This window comes from Mycobacterium arosiense ATCC BAA-1401 = DSM 45069, assembly GCF_002086125.1.
Lineage (GTDB): Bacteria > Actinomycetota > Actinomycetes > Mycobacteriales > Mycobacteriaceae > Mycobacterium > Mycobacterium arosiense.
In genome coordinates, this window is sequence record NZ_MVHG01000012.1 from 55,180 (window position 1) to 79,016 (window position 23,837).

Annotated in this window: 28 protein-coding genes, 1 tRNA gene and 1 pseudogene; 15 read left to right on the plus strand and 15 right to left on the minus strand. The window is 67.5% G+C overall.

Going from position 1 to position 23,837, the window contains the following annotated elements:
* The first annotated feature begins 65 nt into the window (after positions 1 to 65).
* A complete protein-coding gene (locus BST14_RS07840; RefSeq protein ID WP_083063947.1) occupies positions 66 to 755 on the plus strand; it encodes a HemK2/MTQ2 family protein methyltransferase in 690 nt (229 codons plus the stop codon).
* Positions 752 to 997, plus strand: a complete 246-nt coding sequence (locus BST14_RS07845) for a CDGSH iron-sulfur domain-containing protein (RefSeq protein WP_083063948.1) — start codon at positions 752 to 754, stop codon at positions 995 to 997. Before BST14_RS07840 ends, BST14_RS07845 begins: the two co-directional genes overlap by 4 nt.
* Here BST14_RS07845 and BST14_RS07850 read toward each other — a convergent pair.
* The 6 genes from BST14_RS07850 to BST14_RS07875 are packed head-to-tail and all read right to left on the minus strand — an operon-like array spanning position 933 to position 6,537.
* Positions 933 to 1,946 carry an iron-containing redox enzyme family protein gene (locus BST14_RS07850; protein WP_083063949.1) on the minus strand — a complete coding sequence of 338 codons (1,014 nt, stop codon included), beginning with the start codon at positions 1,944 to 1,946 and terminating at the stop codon, positions 933 to 935. The genes BST14_RS07845 and BST14_RS07850 overlap by 65 nt on opposite strands.
* Positions 1,947 to 1,972: 26 nt before the next feature.
* The gene (locus tag BST14_RS07855) at positions 1,973 to 4,207 is read right to left on the minus strand and encodes a SpoIIE family protein phosphatase (RefSeq protein ID WP_083063950.1); all 2,235 of its coding nucleotides are present in this window, start codon (positions 4,205 to 4,207) and stop codon (positions 1,973 to 1,975) included.
* Positions 4,204 to 4,830, minus strand: a complete 627-nt coding sequence (locus tag BST14_RS07860; RefSeq protein WP_083063951.1) for a SpoIIE family protein phosphatase — start codon at positions 4,828 to 4,830, stop codon at positions 4,204 to 4,206. Before BST14_RS07860 ends, BST14_RS07855 begins: the two co-directional genes overlap by 4 nt.
* Positions 4,823 to 5,233: an anti-sigma regulatory factor gene (locus BST14_RS07865; RefSeq protein WP_083063952.1), complete on the minus strand. Its 411-nt coding sequence runs from the start codon at positions 5,231 to 5,233 to the stop codon at positions 4,823 to 4,825. The genes BST14_RS07860 and BST14_RS07865 overlap by 8 nt, the downstream gene beginning before the upstream one ends.
* Positions 5,223 to 5,612 (minus strand): STAS domain-containing protein, encoded by a 390-nt coding sequence (locus BST14_RS07870; protein WP_083063953.1) that lies wholly within the window; start codon positions 5,610 to 5,612, stop codon positions 5,223 to 5,225. Before BST14_RS07870 ends, BST14_RS07865 begins: the two co-directional genes overlap by 11 nt.
* Positions 5,613 to 5,634: 22 nt before the next feature.
* The gene (locus BST14_RS07875) at positions 5,635 to 6,537 is read right to left on the minus strand and encodes an STAS domain-containing protein (protein WP_083063954.1); all 903 of its coding nucleotides are present in this window, start codon (positions 6,535 to 6,537) and stop codon (positions 5,635 to 5,637) included.
* 160 nt (positions 6,538 to 6,697) lie between these two features.
* On the opposite strand from BST14_RS07875, the gene BST14_RS07880 reads away from it, so the two are divergent.
* Both BST14_RS07880 and BST14_RS07885 read left to right on the plus strand, forming a co-directional pair.
* A complete protein-coding gene (locus tag BST14_RS07880; protein ID WP_245845333.1) occupies positions 6,698 to 7,066 on the plus strand; it encodes an STAS domain-containing protein in 369 nt (122 codons plus the stop codon).
* A 193-nt stretch (positions 7,067 to 7,259) separates the two neighbouring features.
* Positions 7,260 to 7,760 carry a DUF6328 family protein gene (locus BST14_RS07885; protein WP_083063956.1) on the plus strand — a complete coding sequence of 167 codons (501 nt, stop codon included), beginning with the start codon at positions 7,260 to 7,262 and terminating at the stop codon, positions 7,758 to 7,760.
* A 14-nt stretch (positions 7,761 to 7,774) separates the two neighbouring features.
* On the opposite strand, the gene BST14_RS07890 is transcribed toward BST14_RS07885, so the two are convergent.
* Positions 7,775 to 8,461: an HAD family hydrolase gene (locus BST14_RS07890; RefSeq protein WP_083063994.1), complete on the minus strand. Its 687-nt coding sequence runs from the start codon at positions 8,459 to 8,461 to the stop codon at positions 7,775 to 7,777.
* Between the two features lie 238 nt (positions 8,462 to 8,699).
* Here BST14_RS07890 and BST14_RS07895 point away from each other — a divergent pair, with 238 nt between their 5' ends.
* From BST14_RS07895 to BST14_RS07905, 3 genes are all read left to right on the plus strand, one after another.
* Entirely contained in the window at positions 8,700 to 9,017 is a 318-nt protein-coding gene (locus BST14_RS07895; protein WP_083063995.1) for a hypothetical protein, read from the plus strand.
* Between the two features lie 177 nt (positions 9,018 to 9,194).
* Positions 9,195 to 9,497 carry a DUF4193 domain-containing protein gene (locus tag BST14_RS07900; RefSeq protein ID WP_083063957.1) on the plus strand — a complete coding sequence of 101 codons (303 nt, stop codon included), beginning with the start codon at positions 9,195 to 9,197 and terminating at the stop codon, positions 9,495 to 9,497.
* 105 nt (positions 9,498 to 9,602) lie between these two features.
* Positions 9,603 to 10,250 carry a restriction endonuclease gene (locus BST14_RS07905; RefSeq protein WP_083063958.1) on the plus strand — a complete coding sequence of 216 codons (648 nt, stop codon included), beginning with the start codon at positions 9,603 to 9,605 and terminating at the stop codon, positions 10,248 to 10,250.
* 278 nt (positions 10,251 to 10,528) lie between these two features.
* Here BST14_RS07905 and BST14_RS07910 read toward each other — a convergent pair.
* The 4 genes and pseudogenes from BST14_RS07910 to ponA2 form a co-directional block, all read right to left on the minus strand.
* Positions 10,529 to 10,605, minus strand: a tRNA-Pro gene (locus BST14_RS07910).
* A 61-nt stretch (positions 10,606 to 10,666) separates the two neighbouring features.
* A pseudogene (locus tag BST14_RS32605) lies at positions 10,667 to 10,822 on the minus strand (PLP-dependent cysteine synthase family protein); the annotation flags it as partial.
* Positions 10,823 to 11,053: 231 nt separating this feature from the next.
* Positions 11,054 to 12,013, minus strand: coding sequence for a metallophosphoesterase (locus BST14_RS07920; RefSeq protein WP_083063959.1), 960 nt, complete (start codon positions 12,011 to 12,013; stop codon positions 11,054 to 11,056).
* 56 nt (positions 12,014 to 12,069) lie between these two features.
* A complete protein-coding gene (gene ponA2 / locus BST14_RS07925) occupies positions 12,070 to 14,499 on the minus strand; it encodes a transglycosylase/D,D-transpeptidase PonA2 (protein ID WP_083063960.1) in 2,430 nt (809 codons plus the stop codon).
* 350 nt (positions 14,500 to 14,849) lie between these two features.
* Here ponA2 and BST14_RS07930 point away from each other — a divergent pair, with 350 nt between their 5' ends.
* A complete protein-coding gene (locus BST14_RS07930) occupies positions 14,850 to 15,200 on the plus strand; it encodes a WhiB family transcriptional regulator (RefSeq protein WP_083063961.1) in 351 nt (116 codons plus the stop codon).
* 157 nt (positions 15,201 to 15,357) lie between these two features.
* On the opposite strand, the gene bagB is transcribed toward BST14_RS07930, so the two are convergent.
* Complete coding sequence (gene bagB, locus BST14_RS07935) at positions 15,358 to 16,515, minus strand: ATPase BagB (RefSeq protein ID WP_083063962.1); 1,158 nt, start codon at positions 16,513 to 16,515, stop codon at positions 15,358 to 15,360.
* Positions 16,512 to 17,531: an ATPase BagA gene (gene bagA, locus BST14_RS07940; protein WP_083063963.1), complete on the minus strand. Its 1,020-nt coding sequence runs from the start codon at positions 17,529 to 17,531 to the stop codon at positions 16,512 to 16,514. The genes bagB and bagA overlap by 4 nt, the downstream gene beginning before the upstream one ends.
* A 35-nt stretch (positions 17,532 to 17,566) precedes the next feature.
* Between bagA and sp36 the strand changes: the two genes are divergently transcribed.
* The 3 genes from sp36 to BST14_RS07950 are packed head-to-tail and all read left to right on the plus strand — an operon-like array spanning position 17,567 to position 19,005.
* Entirely contained in the window at positions 17,567 to 17,728 is a 162-nt protein-coding gene (sp36, locus tag BST14_RS29425) for a Sp36 family protein (protein WP_007166633.1), read from the plus strand.
* A 12-nt stretch (positions 17,729 to 17,740) separates the two neighbouring features.
* Complete coding sequence (locus BST14_RS07945; RefSeq protein ID WP_083063964.1) at positions 17,741 to 18,196, plus strand: RidA family protein; 456 nt, start codon at positions 17,741 to 17,743, stop codon at positions 18,194 to 18,196.
* A 5-nt stretch (positions 18,197 to 18,201) separates the two neighbouring features.
* Positions 18,202 to 19,005 (plus strand): MBL fold metallo-hydrolase, encoded by an 804-nt coding sequence (locus tag BST14_RS07950; protein WP_083063965.1) that lies wholly within the window; start codon positions 18,202 to 18,204, stop codon positions 19,003 to 19,005.
* A gap of 44 nt (positions 19,006 to 19,049) precedes the next feature.
* On the opposite strand, the gene crp is transcribed toward BST14_RS07950, so the two are convergent.
* Both crp and BST14_RS07960 read right to left on the minus strand, forming a co-directional pair.
* Positions 19,050 to 19,724 carry a cAMP-activated global transcriptional regulator CRP gene (gene crp, locus BST14_RS07955; protein WP_036465140.1) on the minus strand — a complete coding sequence of 225 codons (675 nt, stop codon included), beginning with the start codon at positions 19,722 to 19,724 and terminating at the stop codon, positions 19,050 to 19,052.
* 104 nt (positions 19,725 to 19,828) lie between these two features.
* Positions 19,829 to 20,224, minus strand: coding sequence for a hypothetical protein (locus tag BST14_RS07960; RefSeq protein ID WP_245845335.1), 396 nt, complete (start codon positions 20,222 to 20,224; stop codon positions 19,829 to 19,831).
* Positions 20,225 to 20,397: 173 nt separating this feature from the next.
* On the opposite strand from BST14_RS07960, the gene nth reads away from it, so the two are divergent.
* Genes nth through marP form a run of 4 tightly spaced genes read left to right on the plus strand, consistent with a single transcriptional unit; the run spans position 20,398 to position 23,821 of the window.
* On the plus strand, positions 20,398 to 21,078 hold the full coding sequence (nth, locus tag BST14_RS07965) for an endonuclease III (RefSeq protein ID WP_083063967.1): 681 nt from the start codon (positions 20,398 to 20,400) through the stop codon (positions 21,076 to 21,078).
* A gap of 51 nt (positions 21,079 to 21,129) precedes the next feature.
* A complete protein-coding gene (locus tag BST14_RS07970; RefSeq protein WP_211280672.1) occupies positions 21,130 to 21,777 on the plus strand; it encodes a TlpA family protein disulfide reductase in 648 nt (215 codons plus the stop codon).
* A gap of 29 nt (positions 21,778 to 21,806) precedes the next feature.
* A complete protein-coding gene (locus tag BST14_RS07975) occupies positions 21,807 to 22,622 on the plus strand; it encodes an NUDIX hydrolase (protein WP_083063969.1) in 816 nt (271 codons plus the stop codon).
* A gap of 5 nt (positions 22,623 to 22,627) precedes the next feature.
* Entirely contained in the window at positions 22,628 to 23,821 is a 1,194-nt protein-coding gene (gene marP / locus BST14_RS07980) for an acid resistance serine protease MarP (RefSeq protein WP_142279302.1), read from the plus strand.
* The last annotated feature ends 16 nt before the right edge of the window (positions 23,822 to 23,837 follow it).

A 23,837-nucleotide genomic window follows, 5' to 3' on the forward strand; every position in this document is an offset into this window, starting at 1 on the left:
TGCGGGCATTATCCCGCCAAGCCGTGACCAGCGGCTATCCTTATAGGGTTCTCGAAAGGCCAACAGTGACGACCACGTATCCCGAGCCCGTTGTTTCACCGGTTCCCAACGTGTATCAGCCGCAAGAGGACTCCCGTTTGCTGGTGGATGTTATGCACGATTCCGGCCTGATCCCGGGGCGTCGTGTGCTCGATCTCTGTACCGGCAGCGGGTACGTAGCGATCGCGGCCGCCGCAATGGGCTGCGCCAGTGCCACCGCCTTCGACATCTGCCCGCAGGCGGTGCGTTGTGCCCGGGAAAACGCCGCGCTGGCCGGCGTGCAGGTCGACATCCGCGAGGGCTCGTGGAGCGCGGCGGCGGACGACGCGCCGTTCGATGTTGTGGTGTCGAACCCGCCCTATGTGCCCACTCCGCCCGGCGCCGAGACGGAAGAGATTTGCCCGGCCGCCGGACCGTCCTGGGCCTGGAATGCCGGCGTGGATGGCCGGACGATTCTCGACCCGCTGTGCGAGACCGCGCCAAAGCTGCTGCGCGACGGCGGATCCCTGCTGTTGGTCCATTCGGCGCTGTCCGGTGTGCAGCAGTCGCTGAATGCGCTGAAGTGGGCCGGGATGGACGCGAAAGTGATCGCCTCCAAATGGATACCCTTTGGTCCGGTGATGTCGTCGCGGGCGCAATGGTTGGAGGACGTCGGCCTGATCCCGCGCGGCCGGCGCGAAGAAGAGTTGATCGTGATCCGCGCGGAGAAACGATGACCGCTACCCGGGTACAGGTGGTGCCCAATGGGCCCGTGCTGGTCTCGGGCCCGGTGCGCATCGAAATGCCCAATGGCGAGGTCGTCGAGTCCGACCGGTTCATGGTGGCCATCTGCACCTGCCGGCGCAGCGACCGTTACCCGTTGTGCGACACCAGCCATCGCAGGTGTCGACGCCTCAAAACCCCGGGTGCTCCAGCGGCCTCCGCAGCGACGTCTGATTCTGGCGCCACGACGCCATAATCCGTTCGGCCAGGCGGTCTTCCACTGCGGCGTGGGCACGGATACCGAAGATGACGTCGCGCTCGAGTCGCGGCTCCTGGGCGACGAGGTCGCCAACCACATCGATGCGCACGACGTGCTCGTGCACCGCGTCGGCCTCGACGTGCTCGCTGTAGAACTCGACGCAGGCCGCGGGCGCCTGCAGGCGGCGCAAGGCCTTCACCATGCGCTGTGATCCCGGCGGCGAGGTGATCTCCGTCGAGGCGAAGTGCCCGATCGCGGCGCCGCGCATCGAGCGATGCAAGCCGAACAACGACATGAGATTGACCACCGCCAACGATTCGGCGGGCACCGCGTCGATGTAACCCCAATACGTCGCGTCCAGTCCGGCCGCCGACAACAAGTCGGCGAACAGCTGCTGGTGCAGCCGCGCGCCCTGTCCGGCGCCGTATTCGTCGAATTCGATTGCCACGAATGCCGCCTTGGCCACACCCCTTAGACGCGGAATGGCAAAGGCGTGCGGATCGCCCTCCTTGAGGTGATACAGCGAGCGGTGCACGAAGTATTCGCACATCTGCTGCCAGGTCCCTGTGTCGCGCAGGTAGTAGGACGGGCCGGTGCCGTCGCTGGGTTCGATAGTCAGCGCTTCCATCTCGGCCGCCGCCGTCTGATCGGGGTCGATGTGCCCGACATCGCGGCGGACGCCGGCTAAAAACACGCGTTCCAGATCGGCGCGCAGCCCCAGCAGCGCGGGGTTCCATTCCCAGGCGGGGTCGACGCCGGCGAGACCGCGGTAGTGCAGCTCATAGCACATGGACAGCGCCAGATGCAGATCCAGGCCGTAAGGATCTGAATCGCGCACGGACGCGCCGATGCGCGCCAGGTGATCCCCGGAGGGTGGGCCTGTCAGCGCGCAACGCACGGCTGTTGACAGCGGCCCGTGTGCTTCAGGCAGGACGGGTTCGGTCATGGTCGATGCGTGGGTCACGCCGATGTCTACCCGCTACCCGGGGCCGGCAAACGGCGCGCCGGCAATCGGAAGGTGATGTCGGCCGTGGTGCCGGCGGCGGTGGTGTCCAGCTCCATGGAATCGCTGAGCATCCGCATCAGCGGCAAGCCGCGACCGCCGTTACCCGGGTTGGCGGCCGGCGTCTTCCACGATCCGTAATCGGTGATCCGGGTGCGCACTTCGTCGTTGACGAGGGTGACTTCGAGCAACATGGTTCCGGCGGCAAAGCCACGGTAAGCGTGTTCGACGCAGTTGGTGCACGCCTCGTTGACCACCAGCAAGATGTCGGCGGCCGGTTCTTCGGTGATGCCTCCGGCGCGCAGCCAGTCCGCCAGCCGACGTCGGATACGCCTCAATTGGTCTGCGGTGGCGACGGTTTCGATCCGCAGCGGCCTGTGCTGGTGGCGGTAGATCACCATCGCAACGTCGTCGTCATACCCCGTTGCCGGAGCCAGCTTGCGAAGCACCTCATCGGCAACGGTGTCCAGGGGTGATGGCATGGTCTGTGCCAGAACGTCTGCAGCGCGGGCGATTCCGTCGTCAATCGACTCGTGCTTGCGTTCGACGAGCCCGTCGGTGAACAGCATGAGCGTGGAGCCGGCGGGCAGCACCTGGGTGGTCTGGGGGCGCGGCTCGATGCGGCGGACCGCGAGCGGCACCGATGCGCCATCGGTCAACAGCGTCGTCGCGCCGGGCTCCGGCCCGGCCAGCACGGCCGGCATGTGTCCGGCGTTGCTGTACTGCAGCACCCCGGTCTCGGTGTCCAGAATCGCCAGGAACACCGTGGTGCAGTACGCGTTCGGGATGAGCGATGCCGCCGAGTCAAGCTGATCGAGCAGCACCGCGGGTTCGGCGCCGTTAATCAGTAGCGCCCGCGCGGAGCTGCGCAGCTGCCCCATGATCGCGGCGGCCGGCAGGCCGCGGCCCACGCAGTCGCCGACGACGATGCCGATGTGGTGCTCGCCGATCGGTAGCACGTCATACCAGTCACCGCCGATCTCCAGGGGCGGCACCGCGGGCTCGTAGCGAACGGCGAAGCCCGGCGGCGGCTGAACCGGCGGCAACATGGCACGCTGCAAGGTCAGCGACGTCTCACGCGCGCTCTCGAACTGACGCACGTGCTGCATGGCCAGACTCAGGTGGCTGATCAGCACGGTGACCAGCAGCCGGTCCTCCCCGCTGACCAACCGGGGCGTCCGCAGCTCCAGCCACAGCGCCAGGTCACCGGTGCCGGACAGCACCGCGACCAGCCCCTGCGCCTTACCTGGCTTGTCAGGCGCCTCAATCGTTTTCGCCGTCAGCGGCAGTTGGTGCCGCGCATCTTGAAAGGTGTGGCGCAACCACGGATCCAGCGTGCGCCATGACGAGACGGGCGGCTCGCCCGCCACCTGCACGCTCGGGTCGCCTTCACCGTTTGGCCACGAGACCGCGATCACCCGCTGCACGTCGATGGCCGCGCTGCACTCGTCGAGGGTGATCGACAGCAACTCGTCCACGCTCTTAGCCACCGCCACCGCGGTGGCCAGGCGCAGCACCGCGCTTTCCCGGGCGGCGAAGGCCCGCTCGGCGGTGACGTCACGGATCGTTCCCACATAGACGTCCCGGTCGCTGCCGGTTTCCTTGAGCGCGCTGATGCTCACCCTCACCCACGCCAGGTGCCCGTCGGCGTGGCGAATCGGTGTTTCGTAATCGGCCCTGCCGTGGCTCAGCACCCGGGTTATCTGTTCGGCCGGAGCCTTGGTGTCGACCAGCCAGGGGTGCGGCCACTTGTACGGCAGACCCTCGTTGGGAAACCCCAGGATCTCAATGAAGGCACTGTTCATCTCGATCACCGAGCCCTCGTGATCGGCGACGAAGAAGCCTTCCTGAAGCGAATTCACCAGTGCGGTACGGAATTTGTCGCGGTCGGCCAGCCCTTCGGCGCGGGCCCGCTGTTCGGCGTAGCGTCTGTTGCCGTCGATGAAGCCGCGCGTCGCGACGTCAAGCGGAACCAGCAACTGCAGCAAAAACTCCAGCGCGATCGGCGCGTCCATGCGCACGTCCTGGGAGATTTCGAAGACCAGTCGCACGTGCTGCTCGACGATGTCGAGCAGGCTGATCCGCTCCTGCAGGGCCCTGCGCCCGAGCTCGTTGCCGATCGACAGGCTGGCCTCGTCGTGCGAGTCCAAATAGGTGCGTAACGCGGCCTCGTACTGGTCGTAGAAGTCGTTGTGGCCGCTCAACTCGTAACTCCCCTGTGACGCGCCGCCAGCACCATCGCATCGTCGGTTTCCTTCGCGTCCTTGCCCAGAAGCCCTTCGGCGATGGCGACAGCCGAGGCCGAAAAGTCGATGTGGTCCAGGTAGTGTTCGGCGATCCCGTCGGTGCTCATCACGACCAAGTCGCCGGGGCGGATCGAAACCGCTTGCGCCGGCCTGATTTCCGGTATTCGATAGCCGACGATGCCGCCGGCGAGTCGCGCACTGGACCGGACCTGGACACCGGTCGGCGCCTTGGTCACCAGATCGGCGGTGACGTTGCCGACGCCGGCCCAGGTGAGTGTGCTGTCCGCAAAATCCACCCGCGCCAACGTCATTGCGACTCCTCTGGTGCCGACCAGCACGCGATGGCACAGCTGGATCAAGACCTCGACCCGCTCGGCCCGGGCGCGAGTGACGGCGTCGACGGCGCGCAGCGCGGCTTCGGCGGCGGCCGGTCCGTGACCGAGGCCGTCCACCACCCCGAACAGCGCGGCCGCACCGTCGATGTCGAGCGCGATGCCCCGGTCACCGGAGGTGTACTCGCTGGGCAAAGGCCTACCCGCCCTTGCCCATTCGATGGGTCCGAAGCGCCCGTTCTCATGCACGAGGGGGAACCCACTTCCACATTTCGATGACGGTTCCCTGGCCCAGGGTGGACTCGACGACCAACCGGTCCATCAGCCGACGGGCGCCTGGCAGGCCCATGCCCAGACCCCGCCCGGTCGTGTAACCGTCTTCCATTGCCCGCTCGATGTCGGCGATGCCGGGGCCCTGATCTTCGGCGCGCACCACCAAGGCCTTGCGTCCGTCCCGATCGGCGATGGCGACCCGAACGGCGCCGCGGCCGGCGTAACTGGTGATGTTCCGTGCGATCTCCGAGATCGCCGTGGCGATCATCGTGACGTCGGTGAGCGAGAATCCCAGATCGAGGGCGAGTTGGTGTCCGGCTTTGCGGGCTTCCACTATGTCGTCGGGGTGGTCGATGGTGACGACGATATCAGCCGCCACCGTCGGGCCCGATCGTTGACTTCCCCACGCCACCTTGGCGATTCAGCAGGGCGAGGCCCTCCTCGAGATCCAGCGCGGTATTCATGTCGTCGAACTCCAGGCCCAACTGCACCATCGCGAACGCCACCTCCGGCTGCAGGCCCACGATCACGGTGTCCGCCCCGCGCAGCCTGGTCATGTGCGCGATCGTCCGCAGCGAGCGGGCGGCAAACGAATCCATCACATCGATGGCGGTGACGTCGACGATGATGCCCTGGGCGCGGAACTGGCTGACCTGTTCCATCAGGTCGTAGCGCAAACGTTCGGCGTCGGAGTCGGTGAGGGCGGCTTGTACCGACGCGATGAGAATCGAGCCCTGTTTCAGGATCGGTACTGGCATGGGGCGCTCGCGTCGATCTTCGTTATCCGGTCTGTTCGCCGGTGCGGGTGACCTCGTAGCCCAGCAGGCGTTCGGCTTCCTCGATGCCGCCCTGCAGGTCGCCGACGGCGTTCATTTTCGACAGGTCCAGCCCGATGGTCACCAGCGTCAGCGCGATCTCGGAGGACAGCCCGGTGATGATCACGCTGGCCCCCATCAACCCGGACGCGTCGACGGTCTGCACCAGGTGGTTGGCCACCGTCGAGTCGATGGTCGGCACACCGGTGATGTCGATGACGACCACTTTGGCGCGGTTCGCGCGGATGGCCCGCAGCAACTGTTCGGTGACCTGACGGGCGCGCTGGCTGTCCAGCACGCCGATGATCGGCAGGATCAGCAGTTGCTCGCGGACCTGCAGCACCGGCGTGGACAGCTCGCGGATGGCCTCCTGCTGCTGGCGGATGATGCGCTCGCGTTCCTGCACGAACGACACGCCCACGGTGTTGGCGATGCGGTTGGCCGCCGGTTCGTAGGCGTCCAGCACGCGATTAAGCATTTCGAACTCGGTCTGGTACTTCTCGAACAGCGAGCGGGCGAGCACGTCGCGCAGCAGCAGGACGATGCCGAGCACCTCGTCGGTCTCCACACCTCGCGGAATGATGCGTTCCGACAGGTCACGCGCGTAGGCCTGCAGCGCCTCGACACTACCGGTCTCGAGCACCTCGACGTAGTTGTCATAGACGGCCGTCGCCTCGGAGAAGAGCTCCTCCGGCGTCATCGCGGTAAGCAGCTCGGCCTCGGTGATGCGGCGGGCCCACTCCTCGCGCAGGACGGTCCGATTCTGCCGCAGATGCTGGACTAGCTGTGGCAGCAGGCCCTCGCTGGATATGCCCACGGTCTGCGCTGCGGCCCCGGTACTGTTGAAATCCGACGGCGAATCTGACATCTGGCCTCCCGAGTGCCACGTCGCGCCCTGCGGTCTGCAGTTCTTTTTGCGAGACTAGCCTGGGTTGTCGCGGGCCACGTGGAGAGGGCATATTCTTCTCGCAGTTCGCTACGGCAGGCTAGGGTTGAGCCACGCCACGGCCCAGGACAAAGGATTGCCATTGTCAGCTCCTGATTCGATTACCACGTTGGTTGAAGACCACGACGGGGTGTCCGTGGTCAGTGTCAGCGGCGAAATCGATTTGGTCACAGCGCCCGCCCTGGAACAAGCCATTAGCGCTGTCGTCGCCGATAGTCCGACGGCGCTGGTCATCGATCTCTCAGCGGTGGAGTTCCTGGGCTCGGTCGGGCTGAAGATCCTGGCCGCCACCTACGAGAAATTGGGCAGGCAGACCGGGTTCGGCGTGGTCGCACGCGGGCCGGCGACCCGCAGGCCCATTCACCTTACCGGTCTGGACAAGACCTTCCCGCTGTACCCGACACTCGATGATGCGTTGACCGGGGTGCGGGACGGCAAACTCAACGGCTAGCGATTTCCGGCGGCGGCCGGATTCGCTCGCGCGCCAAACCGCCCTCACCCATCGCTTGCCTGACAACATCTTTGGCGCAAATCGCCGGGTCCGACTTCGCGTCGCATCGATTTCGACGTAGTTCGGTTTTCGCGCGCGTGCCGCGAGTCCCGAAGCGGTCATCGCACGCCGCCCGGGTGCGATGATCAGGGCTATGGACGTCGACCATCCGCAATCCGACCAGCGGTGGGACCGCCATGAGCGAGGCGAAACCGAAGTTCAACGGCTGGACCGCAATTGGAACAGCCTGCTGCAGGAGCTGCGGGTGGTGCAGACCGGGGTGCAGCTGCTGACCGGCTTCCTGCTCACACTGCCGTTCCAGCAGCGCTTCGACGTGTTGACCCCGCCGATGCGCGTGCTCTATCTGGCCACCGTGGTCTGCGCGGTGTGCGCGACCGTTTTGCTGATCTCTCCGGTCGCCATGCACCGGATGCTTTTCCGGCGTCATCGGCTCCAAGTCCTCGTCTCGGCCGCACACCGGTGTGCCTATGCCGGGCTGACCCTGCTCGGTCTGGCGCTGATCGGCCTGACCACGATCATTTTCGCCGCGGTGGCCGGGCGAACCGTGGGCCTGATAGCCGGGGCGTGCGCCCTGCCGCTGTTCGCCGTGTTCTGGTGGGTGCTGCCGCTGATGCTGCGGACGTACGGCGACTGACGCCAACGCGTCGGTCAGCGGCCGGGCGCGAGCGCTGCGATCGGGGTGGATTCCAGGTGTTTGAGCAGGTCGCATGGATCGGCGAAGATGGGTTCGGCCCCCGCCTCCTGCAGCTCCGCGCGGGCGATGCCGCCGCTCAGCAGCCCGATGCACGGCAATCTCGCGCCGGCCGCGGCGTGCGCGTCCCACACCGCGTCCCCGACGAACACGGCGCGTTCGGCAGCCACACCGGCCCGGTCCAGGGCCACCCGCACGATGCCCGGTTCGGGCTTGGCGGTGTCCACGTCGCGTGACGACGTGGTCTCGGAGATGACGTCGTCGCAGTCGAGCGCCTTGCGTAGGATCTTCAGCTCGTCTTCGGGCGCCGAACTGGCCAGCACCACCTGCAAGCCCAGCTCGGCGACGCGACGCAGCAGGTCGCGGGCGCCGGGCAGCGGTTGCAGCAGCGGCGTGATCTCGCGGTAATACTGGCTGTGCTTGTCGCTGAGGCGCTCCTGCACGTCGGCCGGCGCGTCGTCGGAGAGCTTTCGCACCAGCCTGGATCCGTCCATCCCGATGCAGCGGTGGATTTGCCAGGAGGCCACCGCCATGCCCTCGGCGTCGAACGCACGTTGCCAGGCATGCACATGCAAGTAGTTGGAATCCACCAGGGTTCCATCTACGTCGAACAGGACGGCGGGGGTGCCGCCGCGCGCCGTCAGGGCAGGCTCCCGGCGTCGGCGCCGGGGCACCCGCCCGCGTGCGATCGTTTAATCATGTGCCCGGCATACCCATGCCGGGCGTGGCTGACACGGCCCCTGTTTCGTTTGGTCCCTCAGGCGACGGGTACCCGAGGTGATGATCCGCTGCGCGGGGGCTGGCTTCGCTGCGCCTGCCAGCGGAGCCGACTACGACCGCACGTATTTCGAATACGCTGGCACGCAATCGCTTTCGATGAGGATGACATTGGATTACCGCAAGAACACCCCGGTCGACCTTTCCCGTACCACCCGCGCGCACGCCGGCGAATCCCTCAAGAATGGTGCCAACGCCCCCGGCCTCGCCGGTTCGGCCGTCGCGGTGATCGCCCTGACCGTCGGCCTGTTCGCCATGGCGGCCGGCCATCTGGTCGGCGGCGCCGTCGCGCTGATCGTGGCCGTCGTACTGGGCGCGCTGAGCGCGGCCTGGCTGCTGCGCACCCACCGCAAGGTCCGCGCCGCCGAACTGCGCTGGCACGCCGCGCATTCCGACCGGCCGGCGCTACCGCCCAGCAGCTGAGCGGCCGCGCTGTGCCCGTCGCATGGCGGGCCGAGGCACCTCGCCGCGGTGCGTGCGGGTCAAGCCGGCAATTCTTCGACCGCAGTGGTGTACTACACCCCGGAACGGGGTACAGCCTGCGCCACGGGTGAGTACAGGAAAGTGCGTCAACCCGTTCCAGAGCAGGAAGGAACCTCGATGGCGACCACCACTGACTACGACGCACGCCGCATATCCGACGCAGACACCCAGGACAAGTCCTCGCTACGCGAACTGGCGCCGACCCTGCAGGGGGCCGCCGGCACCGTCGTCGACGACGACCCCAACGATGTGCACTTCTTCGAGCTGCCCGGCGCCGATCTGTCCGGGGAAGAGCTGTCGGTGACCGTGATTCCCCAGCGGGCCGACGAGTTCACCTGCTCGAGCTGCTTTTTGGTGCAGCACCGCAGCCGGATGCGTGCATCCAGCTCCGGCCTTCCGGTGTGCGCCGACTGCGCCTGACACTGGCTTTGGCGGAAGGCTTCCCGCGCTGGGTGGGTCGCGCGCCGCGGCCCGACCGCTTACCTGCGCCGAATTGTCGGTGGCATCCACTAGGTTCAGCGGACAATGGAGAAGGTGCTCGGGTCGCTCCTCGTGCTGGGGCTAGCGCTCCCTTGGTATTTCACACAGCGGGCCACCGGTAGCCTGCCGGCGGGATGCGCGGCCGGCCTGGGTGGCCTCGCCGCCGCGGTGGCCATCCTGTGGTGGCTTTCGGTGCAACGGGATCGTCACCAGGCCGGGGCGCAGCGACGCCGCGACCTCAAATGCGCGAAAGCCGGGCTGCGGACCATCGACCGGATGTCGGGCGTCGAGTTCGAGGAATTCGTTGCGGCACAGCTTCGCATCGCCGGCTACAGCGTCACGCCCACGGCGAGCACCGGCGACTACGGCGTGGACCTGATCGCCAAGAAGGACGGCGTCCGCATGGCCGTCCAATGCAAGCGGTTGGCGAAGGCGGTGGGCGTGGCCGCGGTCCAGCAGGTCGTGTCCGGGGCGCTGCACCATGGCTGCAACCGGACGGTCGTGGTGACCAACCAGACCTTCACCAAGGCGGCTCACCGTTTGGCCGTCACCCATCACTGCCGCCTGGTGGGGCGCACCCAATTGCAGAGCTGGACCCGAATCGCGGCCGTGCCGGTGCGGGGTCCGCGGCGCACACCCGGAGTCGCCTCCCGCGCCAAGCCGCAGCGGCTCGAACCGGAGAGGGAAGCCTAGCGACAAACTCTGCGCCACAGCTCGTTCGGGCCACCGCGGTAGCGTCAGCGCCGGGTCGCGTCCTCGATCACCGGCGCGCGATGTCCCGCAGTGGGGTGTTCATGCTCTGCGAGAGTTTGATCAGGGTGTTGAAGGCGGTCCGATCGTCAAGACCGTAGCATCGGCCCAAATTTGGGTGCCTGCGCCCGACACGGGCCGGGCGAAGATGCCCCCTGACGGCGGGTGCAGGGATGCTTCGAACGACCGGCCGCAACGGCTGACGAGCGATCGAATCTAACTGGTCGGGGTGGCGGGATTTGAACCCACGGCCTCTTCGTCCCGAACGAAGCGCGCTACCAAGCTGCGCCACACCCCGCTTGAAGCTCCGACAGCCTATCGCACCGTGCCGTCGGCTGGCCAAACCGCGGTGCGCCAGGTCACGTCCAGGCGCACGATCGCTCGAACGCGGCCAGCGTCTCGGCCGGTCCCGTCGGATCCAATCCCTGCGCCCGCACCCACTCGTGGTTGAAATAGGTGTCGCGGTACCGGTCGCCGCTGTCGGCGAGCAATGTGACCACCGAACCGCTGCGGCCCTAATAGGCCTCCGACACCGCCGTCGAACCCGACGACGCCGCGACCACGGTGGTGTTCTTTGAGGTACAGCGCGACCTGGGCGCCGGGGCCGCCGGTGCTCCACGCCGCCGGCAGCGGATACCGAAGCAGATGGGTGTCGGCGCTACGCCGGGCGTCGGCCTGGATCAGCCGCGTCGCGTTGTCGGCCCAGCAACGTGAGCGGCCGCGGACCACGATCCGGGTCCGGCCGGTCAACGCACCGATGCTGTTGGCTGCGAACGGCTCAGGTCACTGGCCGCGTCGCGATCACCCATCGGGCTGGCGATCAATGTCAATAGCGTCGCTTCCGGGCGGCAGCAGAATCGCACCGGCGCGAACGGCGAGGTGCCCACACCGGCGGACACATGCAACTGCATGTTCGCGCCCCAGCGGGACGGCCCCTTGGCGCGCGAGCGGTCCAGACCGCAGTTGGTCACCAGCGCGCCGTAGAACGGCAGGCACACCTGACCTCCGTGCGTGTGTCCGGCCATCACCAGCTGATAGCCGTCGTCGGCGAAGCGGTCGAGCACCCTGGGCTCGGGGGAATGGGTCAGTCCCAGCCGCAGATTCGCCGCCGGACTGGCCGGGCCGGCGATGGTTTCGTAGCGGTCCCGGTCGAGGTGGGGGTCGTCCACGCCCGCGGCGGCGACGTGCAGGCCCGCCACTTCGAACTCGCGCCGGGTGTGGGTGAGGTCGAGCCAGCCGCGCTCGGTGAACGCCGCCCGCAGATCCTGCCAGGGCAGCGGTTCACCGCGGACCCGGTGCGACGGGTTGGTCACGTAGTTCAGCGGGTTCTTCAACTTCGGCGCGAAGTAGTCGTTGCTGCCGAACACGAAGACACCCGGCCGCGACAGCAGGTCATTCAGGGCCTGGATCACCGACGGCACCGCCTTGGGGTGGGCCAGGTTGTCGCCGGTGTTGACCACCAAGTCCGGTTCCCAGCCGGCCAGCTCGCGCAGCCACGCCTGTTTGCGGCGCTGGCCGGGCGTCATGTGGAGGTCGCTGATGTGCAGCACCCGCAGCGGAGTCGAGCCCGGGGACAGCACGGGCATGGTGATCTCGCGCAGGACGAACGCGTTGCGCTCGATGACCGCGGCATAGCCGAGGCCGGCGACGCTGGAAGCAAGGGTGGCGGCGCCGGCACGCATCAGGACGGGCAAAACATCAGCCATGGTGGCAGCCTACTGCCGGTCGCGGACTGGCAGCGTAACTCCCGCGGCAATCGAGGCTACGGCGGCGGCTGACCGGGCGCCGGTGGCGGCGGCGCCAGCAGTGGAATGGTGATCGGCGGCAGGCCAGGGATCTCGACGACCTGCGAACCGACCGGTGGCGGTGCACCTTCCGGTGGCGGTGGCGGGGCCGGCGGGATGCCGTTGCTGACCTGGATGGTGATGATCGAGCCCGGAATCGTCGCGCCGCTGGGCGTCGTGCCGACCACTTCGCCCTGCTTCGCGCTGCTGTTGACGAAGTTGTTCTGATCGGCGACCTGGAAGCCCGCCTCCTTGATGCGCTGGCGTGCCGCGTCGATGTCCAGCCCGGCGACGCTGGGCACCCGTGACCCGGGTGCGCCGTCGACGTAGCGCGGGTCGGTGGGCGGCAACTGCACCGGCCCGAAATTGGTGGCGATCGGTTTCATCGCGGTGAACCACGTGCGCGCTGGCTCGTTACCGCCGTACAGGTCGCCCTCGGCGCAGTGGCGCAGTGGGGCGGAGCACAGATCGGTGGGGGTGGTGGAGTCGTCGTAGATGTAGTTGGCCGCCGCGTAGTGGTTGGTGAAGCCGACGAAGCCCGACGAGCGGTGCGCCTCGGTGGTGCCCGTTTTACCCGACACCGGCAGGTCCCAGCCCGCCGCGCTGGCCGAGCCGGCCGCCGTGCCGCCACCCAGGGCGTCCTTGCTCATCGCGTTCGCCAGCGTGTTCGCCAGGCCGTCGGGCACCACCTGGTCGCAGGTCTGGGTGGTGACGGCGACCTCGTTGCCCTTGCGGTCGACCAGCTTGTCGATCGGGTTGGGCGGGCACCAGGTGCCGCCCGAGGCCAGGGTGGCCGCGACGTTGGACAGCTCCAGCGCGTTCACCTCGATGGGGCCCAGCGTGAACGAGCCGATGTTCTGCCGTTTGACGAAGTCGGCCAGGCTCTCGTTGCTGTCGGGGTTGTAGTCGCGCGCCGTGCCCGGGTCGGCGTAGGACCGCAGCCCGAGCTTGATGGCCATGTCGACCGTGCGGGTCACGCCGACCTGCTGGATCAGCTTGGCGAACGCGGTGTTGGGCGAAGTGGCCAACGCGTCGGTGACGTTCATCGACCCGCGGTAGTTACCGGCGTTGACCACGCACCAGTTGTCCTTGGGGCAGCCCTTGGCCCCGCCGCTACCCATGCCCTTGGCCTGGAACCGGCCCGGCACCTCGAGGGTGGCGTTGATGCCCATGCCCATGTCCAGCGCCGCGGCCGTGGTGAAGATCTTGAAGACGGATCCCGCGCCGTCGCCGACCAGCGAGAAGGGCTGCGGGCGCATGGTTTGACCGGCGTCGACGTCGAGCCCGTAGGTGCGGTTGCTGGCCATGGCCATCACCTTGTGCGACGTCTTGCCGGGCTGGATCACGCTCATCACGCTCGAGATCCCCGGCAGGGTCGGGCTGGCGAATTTGTCGATAGCCGCCTTGACCGGGATCTGCACATCCGGGTCCAGCGTGGTCTTGATCAGGTAACCGCCCCGGGCCACCTGTTCCTTACTGATCCCGGCCCGCGACAGGTACTCCTGGACATAGTCGCAGAAATAGGCGCGATCGCCCGCCGCGATGCAGCCGCGGGGCAACTCATTGGGTTGCGGCAGAATCCCCAGCGGCGCGGCCTTGGCGGCACGCAGCGCTTCCTCCTCCTGCGGGATGTTCTGGATCATGGTGTCCAGCACCAGGTTTCGCCGCGCCAGCGCGCCTTCGGGGTTGATGTACGGGTTGAGCGCGCTGGTCGACTGCACCATGCCCGCCAGCAGCGCCGCCTGCTGCCAGTTCAGGTCGGACGCGTTGATGCCGAAGTAGGTCTGCGCGGCGTCCTGCACGCCGAACGAACCGTTGCCGAACGACACCAGGTTCAGATAACGGGTCAGGATCTCGGGCTTGGTGAAGGTTTTGTCCAGCGTCAGCGCCATACGAATCTCGCGCAGCTTGCGGGCCGGTGTGGTTTCCACCGCCGCGCGCTTCTCGGCGTCGGTTTTCGCGGTGACCAGCAGTTGGTAGTTCTTGATGTACTGCTGCTCAATGGTCGAGCCACCGCGGGTGTCGACGTCGCCGCGGGCGTAGCCGGCCAGCCCGGTCAGGGTGCCTTTCCAGTCGACGCCGTTGTGGTCGGCGAACCGCTTGTCCTCAATGGAGACGATCGCCAACTTCATCGTGTTGGCGATCTTGTCGCTGGGCACCTCGAACCGGCGCTGCGAATACAGCCAGGCGATGGTGTTGCCTTTGGCGTCGACCATCGTCGACACGGCGGGCACCTCGCCCTCGAGCAGCTGGGCCGAGCCGTTGGCCACCACTTCCGAGGCGCGATTGGACACCAGTCCCATTCCTCCGGCGAACGGGAATAGCAGAGCCGTGGCGACGACGCTGGCCAACAAACAGAGCCCCGCAAGCTTGAGGATCGTGAGCATGGCCGGGGGGCGGTCTGACATGGCTACTACAGTAGCGGCCTCCAGTCACGGCGCCACGCTGCGCGTTCTCCGAAAATCTGCGTCTTCTCGGGACCGGCGGCGGCCACAGATTTGCACTTGCGTCACATGTTTGACGCGCCGCAGAGCGGGGGAGGCCACTTCTGTGCCTCTCGATTTGGCACGAGACGGCACGCCCGTCCCAAAAAAAGCGTTATCGGACTGTTGCGCAATTGGCACCTGACCACCTAACTTAGACACACGGTGAGATTCAGGTAACACCGAAGTACATGGTGTGGCGTAGATCGCTAGGCCAGGATCTGCACCTGAGGAGGGCGGCCGTGACGGGCGGCCGGTAGGGAAGGGAACAGTCCGTGTCACCAATACGGCCGGCGGCGCGTAGGACAAACATCGCAGCCGCACAAGGGATACTCCGCAGCGTCGACGCCGAAGAAAGGATCGCTTGGGTTTCGAAGGCGTTATGCCGGACCGCCGATCCCGACGAGTTGTTCGTCCGCGGAGCGGCCCAGCGTAAAGCGGCAGTGATCTGCCGGCACTGCCCGGTGATGCAGGAATGCGGGGCAGACGCGCTTGATAACAAGGTCGAGTTCGGGGTTTGGGGCGGCATGACCGAGCGGCAGCGACGCGCCCTGCTCAAGCAGCACCCCGAGGTGGTTTCCTGGGCGGACTTCTTCGACAAGAGGCGGACCCGCAGCGTCGGCTGATCTGCAACGGCCCGACGGGCCGCCGGTCAATCGGTGCAGGTAGGGCCGACAGTCTGGCGCTCGTCATTACGTTTCTGTTACGACGGACCGGGCCGGCTCCTCAGCGGGCCGCTGCCCGGCCCGCATCGTCACCGACGTGGCCAGATGGGCCGGTTTCTCAGCGGGCCGCTGCCCGGCCCGCATCGTCACCGACCGAAGTGATCTGATCGGCGAGCGCCCGCAGCGCCTCCAAGTCGGAAACATCGAACGGCAGCGACGGGACGCCGATCACCGGCACGTGCGGGTTGGCCCCGGTGAACCGGGAAAGCAGCCTGATCTCCCGCTTGGCGGTCTGGGCGCGGTCGGCGTGAATCTTCAACACCGCTGACGCGAGCGACGCGGACTCGGAATCGCCATCCTGGTCCAGCATTTCGCTGCCGTCGATCGCGCGCTCGGCCGGTAGCGAGCACAGCGGCGGGTGCGTCCGGTTCAACACCAGCCCCGCGAGCGGCATCCCCTCCTGCGACAGGCGGTCGACGAAGAACGCCGCCTCCCGCAGCGCGTCGGGCTCGGCCGCCGACACCACGACGAACTGCGTCCCACGTCTTTTCAGCAGCGCGTAGGTGCGATCGGCCTTTTCGCGGAAGCCGCCGAAGGTGGCGTCCAGGGACTGCACGAAGGCGGCGGCATCGCCGAGCATCTGCGAACCCAGGATCGTGGACATCGCCTTCATCGCCAAACCCATTGCGCCGGTGACCAACCGTCCGATGCCGCGGCCCGGCGCCAGCAACAGGCGCCACAGCCGGCTGTCCATGAAGCTGCCCAGCCGCTTCGGCGCGTCCAAGAAGTCCAGGGCGTTGCGCGACGGCGGGGTATCGACGACCACCAGGTCCCAGCGATCCTCGGCCAGCAGCTGGCCCAGCTTTTCCATCGCCATGTACTCCTGCGTGCCGGCAAGCGAACTGGCGACGGTCTGATAGAACTGATTATCCAAAATCGCCTGCGCGCGACCGGGTCCCGAGTACTGCACCACCATTTCGTCGAAGGTGCGACGCATGTCGAGCATCATCGCGTGCAGCTCGCCGGGAACCTCCGCCGCCAGCGGAACGCGTTGCGGCGTGTTGCCGAGGTCGCTGACGCCCAGCGCCTGAGCCAGCCGCTTGGCCGGATCAATCGTCAAAACGCAGACGTTGCGCCCGTATTCGGCGGCCCGCAGCGCCATCGCGGCCGCGGTGGTGGTCTTGCCCACCCCGCCCGCGCCGCAGCACACCACCACCCGGTTGGTGGTGTCGGCCAGGATGGCGGCCATATCAAGCCGTTTGGGTGTGGTGCTCATCGAACCCCCTGCTGCGCAAGCGATTCCGAAAGCTCGTAGAGGCTACCGAGGTCGACGCCGTCGGAAATGGCCGGTAGTTCGAGCCGCGCCACATGCAACGCGTCGAGCTGTTGTGCGATGTCGGCGCGCGTGGCGACCACCGTCGCGTGCTCGATGGTCTCGGTCAGCAGGCCGGCGAACTCCTGGTCGTTCAAGCTGATTCCGGACTTATCCAACCCGGCGCGCACCGAGTCCGCATCGACGTCGCCCTCGGCGGCCTTGGCCAGGTCGGCCGGCTGCAAATAGGACGGAATGTTGCGGTTCACGATCACGCTGCCGATCGGCAGTTGCATCTCGGCAAGTTCCTCGATGGCTTCCAGCGTTTCCTGGACCGGCAATGCCTCCAACAGGGTGACTAAGTGAATGGCCGTCTGCTCGGAATGCAGCAGTTTCACCACGCCCTCGGCCTGCGAATGCACGGGACCGCCCTTGGCCAAATCGGACACGGCTTTGGTGACGTCCAGGAAGCGCGCGATCCGTCCGGTCGGTGGGGCGTCCACGACGATCGCGTCATATATCGGCAGCCGATTCTTGCCGACGCGGATCACCGTCTCTTTGATCTTTCCGGTCAGCAGCACGTCACGCAGCCCGGGTGCGATCGTCGTCGCGAACTCGATCGCGCCGATGCGGCGCATCGCGCGACCCGCAATGCCCAGGTTATAGAACATCTCGAGGTATTCCAGGAAGGCGGCCTCGATGTCGATCGCCAGGGCGTTGACCTGACCGCCGCGTTCGGCGGTCGCGATCTTCACCTCCTGATACGGCAGGGGCGGGACGTCGAAGAGTTGCGCAATCCCTTGGCGCCCCTCGACTTCCACGAGCAAGACCTTGCGGCCCCCGGCGGCCAGCGTCAGTGCCAGCGCGGCCGCGATGGTCGACTTGCCCGTACCGCCTTTGCCGGTCACGAAATGTAAACGGGCCTTAGTCAAGCGCGCAGGCCAGCCGACGGCAGCTCCGCCGCTCGATGTGGTTGCCACCTTCGCATGCTAGCCCGACCCGATAAGCTCGCGGCATGAGCCAACCGACCGCATGGGAGTACGTCACGGTCCCGCTGCTGACGCATGCCACCAAACAGATCCTCGACCAGTGGGGTGCCGACGGCTGGGAGTTGGTGTCCGTGCTGCCAGGGCCGACTGGCGAGCAGCACGTCGCGTACCTGAAGCGCCCCAAGTAAAGGTCGTCTGCGATGAGTGCTTCGGCCCGACTCGGGGAGCTCGGCCTCGAGCTTCCGGAGGTGGTTGCCCCGCTGGCCGCCTACGTGCCGGCCGTGCGTACCGGCGACCTGATCTACACCGCGGGCCAGCTGCCGATGCAGGCCGGAAAGCTGTTGGGCACCGGAAAGGTCGGCGCCGACGTAGGCCCCGACGAGGGCAAGGCGCTGGCCCGCATCTGTGCGCTCAACGCACTGGCGGCCGTCAACTCCCTGGTGGGCATCGACGCGGTGACCCGGGTGGTGAAGGTCGTCGGGTTCGTTGCGTCGGCCCCGGGGTTCAACGGCCAGCCCAACGTCATCAACGGGGCCTCCGAACTGCTCGCGGAGGTGTTCGGCGAGCGGGGCGCGCATGCGCGTTCGGCGGTCGGCGTCTCCGAGCTGCCACTGGGTGCACCGGTGGAAGTGGAGCTGATCGTCGAGGTTGGCTGACCCTCGTGACCAAGGCCGCCGAGTCGCTGACCCACCCCGCGTACGCCAAGCTGCGGGCGGTCACCGACACCGCGTCGGTGCTGCTGGCCGACAACCCCGGCCTGCTGACGCTGGAGGGCACCAACACCTGGGTGCTGCGCGGCCCGCGCAGCGACGAGCTGGTCATCGTCGACCCCGGGCCCGACGACGACGAGCACATCGCGCGGGTCGCCGCGCTGGGCCGTATCGCCCTGGTCCTGATCAGCCACCGGCACAGCGATCACACCGACGGCATAGACAAGCTGGTCGAGCTGACCGGGGCGACCGTGCGCTCGGCGGGTAGCGGTTTTCTGCGCGGCCTCGGCGGCGAGCTGACCGACGGCGACGTGATCGAGGCCGCCGGCCTCAAGATCACGGTCATGGCGACCCCCGGCCACACCGCCGATTCGCTGTCGTTCCTGCTCGACGATGCCGTGTTGACCGCCGATACCGTGCTGGGCCGCGGCACCGCCGTCCTCGACAAGGAGGACGGCAACCTGACGGACTACCTGGAATCCCTGCGGCGCCTGCGCGGCCTGGGCCGAAGGGCGGTGCTGCCCGGGCACGGCCCCGAGCTGACCAATCTGGAGAACGTCGCCGAGGGCTATCTCGCGCACCGGCGGGAGCGATTGGATCAGGTACGTTCGGCGCTGCGCGAGCTGGGGGAGGACGCCAGCGCTCGCCGAATCGTCGAACACGTCTATGTCGATGTCGACGAGAAGCTCTGGGATGCCGCAGAGTGGTCGGTGCAGGTACAGCTCGATTTCCTGCGCTCGGAGTCATCGGCGTAGCGGCGCCCCCGCCGTTCTACGGCCGCACGGGTAGGCCGGGCGGATTAGCGAGCTCGGCGTGCGAGCCTTTCGGAGTCCGAGATCAGCACGCTCTTGCCCTCCAAGCGGATCCAGCCGCGGTGGGCGAAGTCGGCCAGCGCCTTGTTCACCGTCTCCCGGGAGGCGCCCACCAGCTGCGCGATCTCTTCCTGCGTCAGGTCGTGGGTGACCCGCATCGCGCCACCCTCCTGGGTGCCGAAACGCTGGGCGAGCTGAAGCAGCTGCTTGGCCACCCGGCCGGGCACATCGGTGAAGATGAGGTCGGCCAGGTTGTTGTTGGTGCGGCGCAGGCGGCGGGCCAGCACCCGCAGCAGCTGCTCGGCGATCTCGGGACGGTCGGCGATCCAGGCGCGCAGCGCGTCGCGGTCCATCGATACCGCCCGCACCTCGGTGATTGTCGTGGCGCTGGACGTCCGGGGCCCCGGGTCGAAGATCGACAGCTCGCCGAACATGTCCGACGGGCCCATGATCGTCAGCAGGTTCTCGCGCCCATCGGGCGAACGGCGACCGATCTTCACCTTCCCCGAAACGATGATGTACAGCCGGTCGCCGGGTTCCCCCTCGGCGAAGACCGTGTGTCCACGGGGGAAGTCGACGGGTTGCAGCTGCTTGGTCAGTGCTGTGACTGCGCCGGGTTCAACCCCTTGGAAGATTCCTGCCCTTGCCAGGATCTCGTCCACGTTGCCTCTTCAACTTTCAGAACAAATTAATGTGATACGGGCAGGCTAACCCCTCGCTCGGGTGATGAGTCTAGAGGTACGCCGTTGTGTCCAACGTGCCAACGCTACACAGGATTGTCGTGTCGAGGTGCCCCAAACTGCGGATTGACGTGCGATTGGCCGTGTATCCGGGTCGGTAACGTCAGCTCGTCGCGGTCGATGAAGCCGACGGCGAACGACGGCGCGGCGTGCCTAGGGCCGCCGTTGCGGCCGTTCGCCGGGGCCCCGGGCAGCTGCGCAAGCTCGCGCCGATGCAGGTATTCCAGCGCCTCCGGCATGCCTTCGGATGCCAGCGTGTGCACGTCCACAGCGCCGGCAAGTTCGGGGAATCCGTCGACGTCGGCCACTGCCGTCGCATCCGGGGCGAGCTCCGATTCGAGCCGCCCAAGACCCAGCGCCGCCAGCATCAGCAGCGCCGGAACGCCGGCCACCAGCAACCACGACACACGAAGAGTAAACATGGCCTTGAATCAACACGGGGTCTCGGCCAGATCACGAAATCAGTACTCTGTCGTAGGTGACAGCGGCAAAGTCGTCCGGGCATTCGAAATCGGCTCCGGCCCCCTCCGGCGGCATCGATGCCGGACGGTGGTCGCAGGAAACCCGGGTCGGCCGGGTGCGACGGGCTCGGCGGATGAATCGTACCCTGGCGCAAGCCTTTCCGGACGCGCACTGCGAGCTGGATTTCACCACGCCGCTGGAACTGACCGTCGCGACCATCCTGTCGGCGCAGAGCACCGATAAGCGGGTCAACCTCACGACCCCGGCGCTGTTCAAGCGGTACCCCTCGGCGCTGGACTACGCGCAAGCCGACCGCGCCGAACTGGAAAACCTGATCCGCCCGACCGGTTTCTTCCGCAACAAGGCGTCCTCGCTGATCGGCCTGGGGCAGACCCTAATCGAACGGTTCGGCGGCGAGGTGCCGTCGACCATGGCCGAACTGGTCACCCTGCCGGGGGTGGGACGCAAGACCGCCAACGTCATCCTGGGCAACGCCTTCGGGATCCCCGGCATCACCGTCGACACCCATTTCGCGCGACTGGTGCACCGGTGGCGATGGACCGCCGACAAGGACCCGGTCAAAATCGAGCACGCCGTGGGCGAGCTCATCGAACGCGACGAGTGGACCACGCTGAGCCACCGGGTGATCTTCCACGGCCGCCGGGTGTGCCACGCGCGCAAACCTGCGTGCGGCGTCTGCCTGATCGCCAAAGACTGCCCCTCCTTCGGCCTGGGACCCACCGAAGCGGTGCTGGCCGCGCCCCTGGTGAAGGGTCCGGAAACCGAGCACCTGCTCGCCCTGGCCGGGCTGTAAGCCGGTCCGCGACCGACGCGCGGGGACCGCATTGCTATCTGGAGGCCGACGTTGAGCCGGAAGGCCCGCTGGCACATCGCGATTCTGGCGGTGGTGGTGGCGCTGATCGCGGCGCTGCTCGCCCAGCTGCGCGATGACTCCGACACGACTGCCGCGCCCGCGAGCAACCCGGCGGTGGCCGACCGGGAACACCGCGACGCCGACACGCCCGCCGCATTGTCGGGTCCGCGGCAGCGTGCCAACCTGTCGCCGTGCCCCGGGGCCGGAAATGGCCCCGGTCCCGAGGCGCTGCGCGGCGTTACGGCGGAGTGTGCCGCCGACGGTTCGGCTGTCAACGTCGGCCGCGCGGTGGCCGGGCGTCGGGTGGTCCTCAACTTGTGGGCGTATTGGTGCGCGCCGTGCGCCGCCGAACTGCCCGCGATGGCCGAGTATCAACGTCGGGAAGGTTCGGACGTGACGGTGGTGACGGTGCATCAAGACGAAAACGAGACGGCGGCCTTGCTGCGGCTGGCCGAGCTCGGGGTGCGCCTGCCGACCCTGCAGGACGGTCGTCGCCGGGTCGCGGCCGCGCTGCGGGTGGTTAATGTGATGCCCGCGACGGTGGTCCTGCGGCCGGACGGTAGCGTTGCCCAGACGCTGCCACGAGCTTTCACCACTGCCGATGAGATCGCGGCTGCGATCGGCAACGACAGGGGATAAGCGGAAAAATTGAACCGACTGGAGGGGCCGTGAGTGCTGGGGGTTCGCCCCTGCGGAATGGGGACCCCGCTCCCGCGCGCGGGGCCGTTTCGCTGCGGCCCGACGCCAGCCCGTCCTGGCTGCGTCCGCTGGTCGGCAATGTCGATGACGTTCCCGACGCGGCTCGGCGCCGGCTGCCGGCCGACGTGGTGGCGATGATCACCAGCAAGGCCGTGTCCGCGGTGACGACCCTGCGCGGTGGCGGCCGCGACGCCGCTGTGCTGGTGTTGTTCTCCGGTTCGGAATCGGGCCCGCCCGATGGTGGTTTCCCCGACGACGCCGACCTGCTGGTGACCGTGCGGGCGTCGACGCTGCGCCACCACGCCGGCCAGGCGGCGTTTCCCGGCGGCGCGTCCGATCCGACCGACGCCGGCCCGGTGGACACCGCGCTGCGCGAGGCCCACGAGGAAACGGGAATCGACGTCAGCAGGCTGCATCCCCTGGCGACGATGGAAAAGATGTTCATCGCGCCCTCGCAGTTCCACGTCGTCCCGGTGCTGGCGTACTCGCCGGATCCAGGTCCGGTGGCCGTCGTCAACGAGGCCGAAACGGCGATCGTGGCGCGAGTTCCATTGCGCGCCTTCGTCAATCCGGCCAACCGGCTGATGGTGTACCGCGGCGATCTCGGGCGTCGGTGGGCCGGCCCGGCGTTTCTGCTCAACGAGATGCTGGTATGGGGATTCACTGGCCAGGTGATTTCTGCGCTACTCGACGTGGCGGGCTGGGCCCAGCCGTGGGACACCACCGACGAGCGCGAGTTGGACGCGGCGATGGCGCTGGTCGGCGAGGGGGGCGGGCTGCGATGAATTCGATGACCCCGTCGCAGTGGTTGGACGTCGCCGTCCTGGCGGTCGCGTTCATCGCGGCGGTCTCGGGCTGGCGGTCGGGCGCATTGGGCTCGTTGCTGTCGTTCGTGGGGGTGTTACTGGGCGCCATCGCCGGGGTGCTGCTGGCGCCCCATCTGGTCAGCCACATCGCCGCGCCGCGCGCGAAATTGTTTGCCGCGCTGTTCTTGATCCTCGCGCTGGTGGTCGTCGGTGAGGTCGCCGGAGTGGTGCTGGGACGCGCCGTCCGCGGCGCGATCCGCAGCCGTTCCATCCGTACGGTCGACTCGGTCATCGGGGTGGCGGTCCAGCTGGTCGTGGTCCTGACCGCCGCGTGGTTGCTGGCCACGCCGCTGACCCAGTCCAAGGACCAGCCGGAACTGGCCGCGGCGGTTCGCGGCTCTCGAGTGTTGGCTCAGGTCAACGACGTAGCGCCGCCCTGGCTCAAGACGGTGCCCAAGCGGCTTTCGGCGCTGCTGAACACTTCTGGTCTGCCCGCGGTGCTGGAGCCGTTCAGCCGCACCCCCGTCATCCCGGTGGCTTCTCCCGATCCCGAGCTGGCCGGCAACCCGGTGGTCCAGGCCTCCGCCCCCAGCGTGGTCAAGGTGCGCAGCCTGGCCCCCAGTTGCCAGAAAGTGTTGGAGGGCAGCGGATTTGTGATCGCGCCCGATCGAGTGATGACCAACGCGCACGTGGTGGCCGGCTCCAACAGCGTTCAGATCTACGCCAGCGGCAATCCGCTGGACGCCACCGTGGTGTCCTACGATCCGTCGGTCGACATCGCGATCCTGGCCGTCCCCAATCTGCCCCCGCCACCGTTGGCTTTCGCCCAGGGTGAGGCGAAAACCGGTGCCAGCGTCGTAGTCCTGGGTTATCCCGGTGGCGGAAACTTCACCGCGACCCCGGCCAGGGTTCGCGAGCTGATCAAGCTGAGCGGCCCCGACATCTACCGTGATCCGGCGCCGGTCACCCGTGATGTCTACACGATCAGAGCCAGTGTGGAACAAGGCAATTCGGGCGGTCCGCTGATCGATCTCGATGGGCATGTGCTCGGGGTGGTGTTCGGCGCGGCGGTCGATGACCCTGACACCGGCTTCGTGCTGACCGCCGACGAGGTGGCCGGTCAACTTGCCAGGGTCGGTGACACCCAACTGGTGGGCACCGGGTCCTGCGTCAGCTGAGCCGCCGCGGGGGTCC

Excerpts from the sequence above, each read along its gene's own strand:
- BST14_RS07845 (WP_083063948.1), top strand. The coding sequence starts at position 752 with ATGACCGCTACCCGGGTACAGGTGGTGCCCAATGGGCCCGTGCTGGTC.
- BST14_RS07850 (WP_083063949.1), bottom strand. The coding sequence starts at position 1,946 with ATGACCGAACCCGTCCTGCCTGAAGCACACGGGCCGCTGTCAACAGCC.
- BST14_RS07870 (WP_083063953.1), bottom strand. The coding sequence starts at position 5,612 with ATGCCAGTACCGATCCTGAAACAGGGCTCGATTCTCATCGCGTCGGTA.
- BST14_RS07875 (WP_083063954.1), bottom strand. The coding sequence starts at position 6,537 with ATGTCAGATTCGCCGTCGGATTTCAACAGTACCGGGGCCGCAGCGCAG.
- BST14_RS07885 (WP_083063956.1), top strand. The coding sequence starts at position 7,260 with ATGGACGTCGACCATCCGCAATCCGACCAGCGGTGGGACCGCCATGAG.
- BST14_RS07895 (WP_083063995.1), top strand. The coding sequence starts at position 8,700 with ATGACATTGGATTACCGCAAGAACACCCCGGTCGACCTTTCCCGTACC.
- BST14_RS07900 (WP_083063957.1), top strand. The coding sequence starts at position 9,195 with ATGGCGACCACCACTGACTACGACGCACGCCGCATATCCGACGCAGAC.
- BST14_RS07905 (WP_083063958.1), top strand. The coding sequence starts at position 9,603 with ATGGAGAAGGTGCTCGGGTCGCTCCTCGTGCTGGGGCTAGCGCTCCCT.
- BST14_RS07920 (WP_083063959.1), bottom strand. The coding sequence starts at position 12,013 with ATGGCTGATGTTTTGCCCGTCCTGATGCGTGCCGGCGCCGCCACCCTT.
- ponA2 (WP_083063960.1), bottom strand. The coding sequence starts at position 14,499 with ATGTCAGACCGCCCCCCGGCCATGCTCACGATCCTCAAGCTTGCGGGG.
- bagB (WP_083063962.1), bottom strand. The coding sequence starts at position 16,515 with ATGAGCACCACACCCAAACGGCTTGATATGGCCGCCATCCTGGCCGAC.
- sp36 (WP_007166633.1), top strand. The coding sequence starts at position 17,567 with ATGAGCCAACCGACCGCATGGGAGTACGTCACGGTCCCGCTGCTGACG.
- BST14_RS07945 (WP_083063964.1), top strand. The coding sequence starts at position 17,741 with ATGAGTGCTTCGGCCCGACTCGGGGAGCTCGGCCTCGAGCTTCCGGAG.
- BST14_RS07960 (WP_245845335.1), bottom strand. The coding sequence starts at position 20,224 with ATGTTTACTCTTCGTGTGTCGTGGTTGCTGGTGGCCGGCGTTCCGGCG.
- nth (WP_083063967.1), top strand. The coding sequence starts at position 20,398 with ATGAATCGTACCCTGGCGCAAGCCTTTCCGGACGCGCACTGCGAGCTG.
- marP (WP_142279302.1), top strand. The coding sequence starts at position 22,628 with ATGACCCCGTCGCAGTGGTTGGACGTCGCCGTCCTGGCGGTCGCGTTC.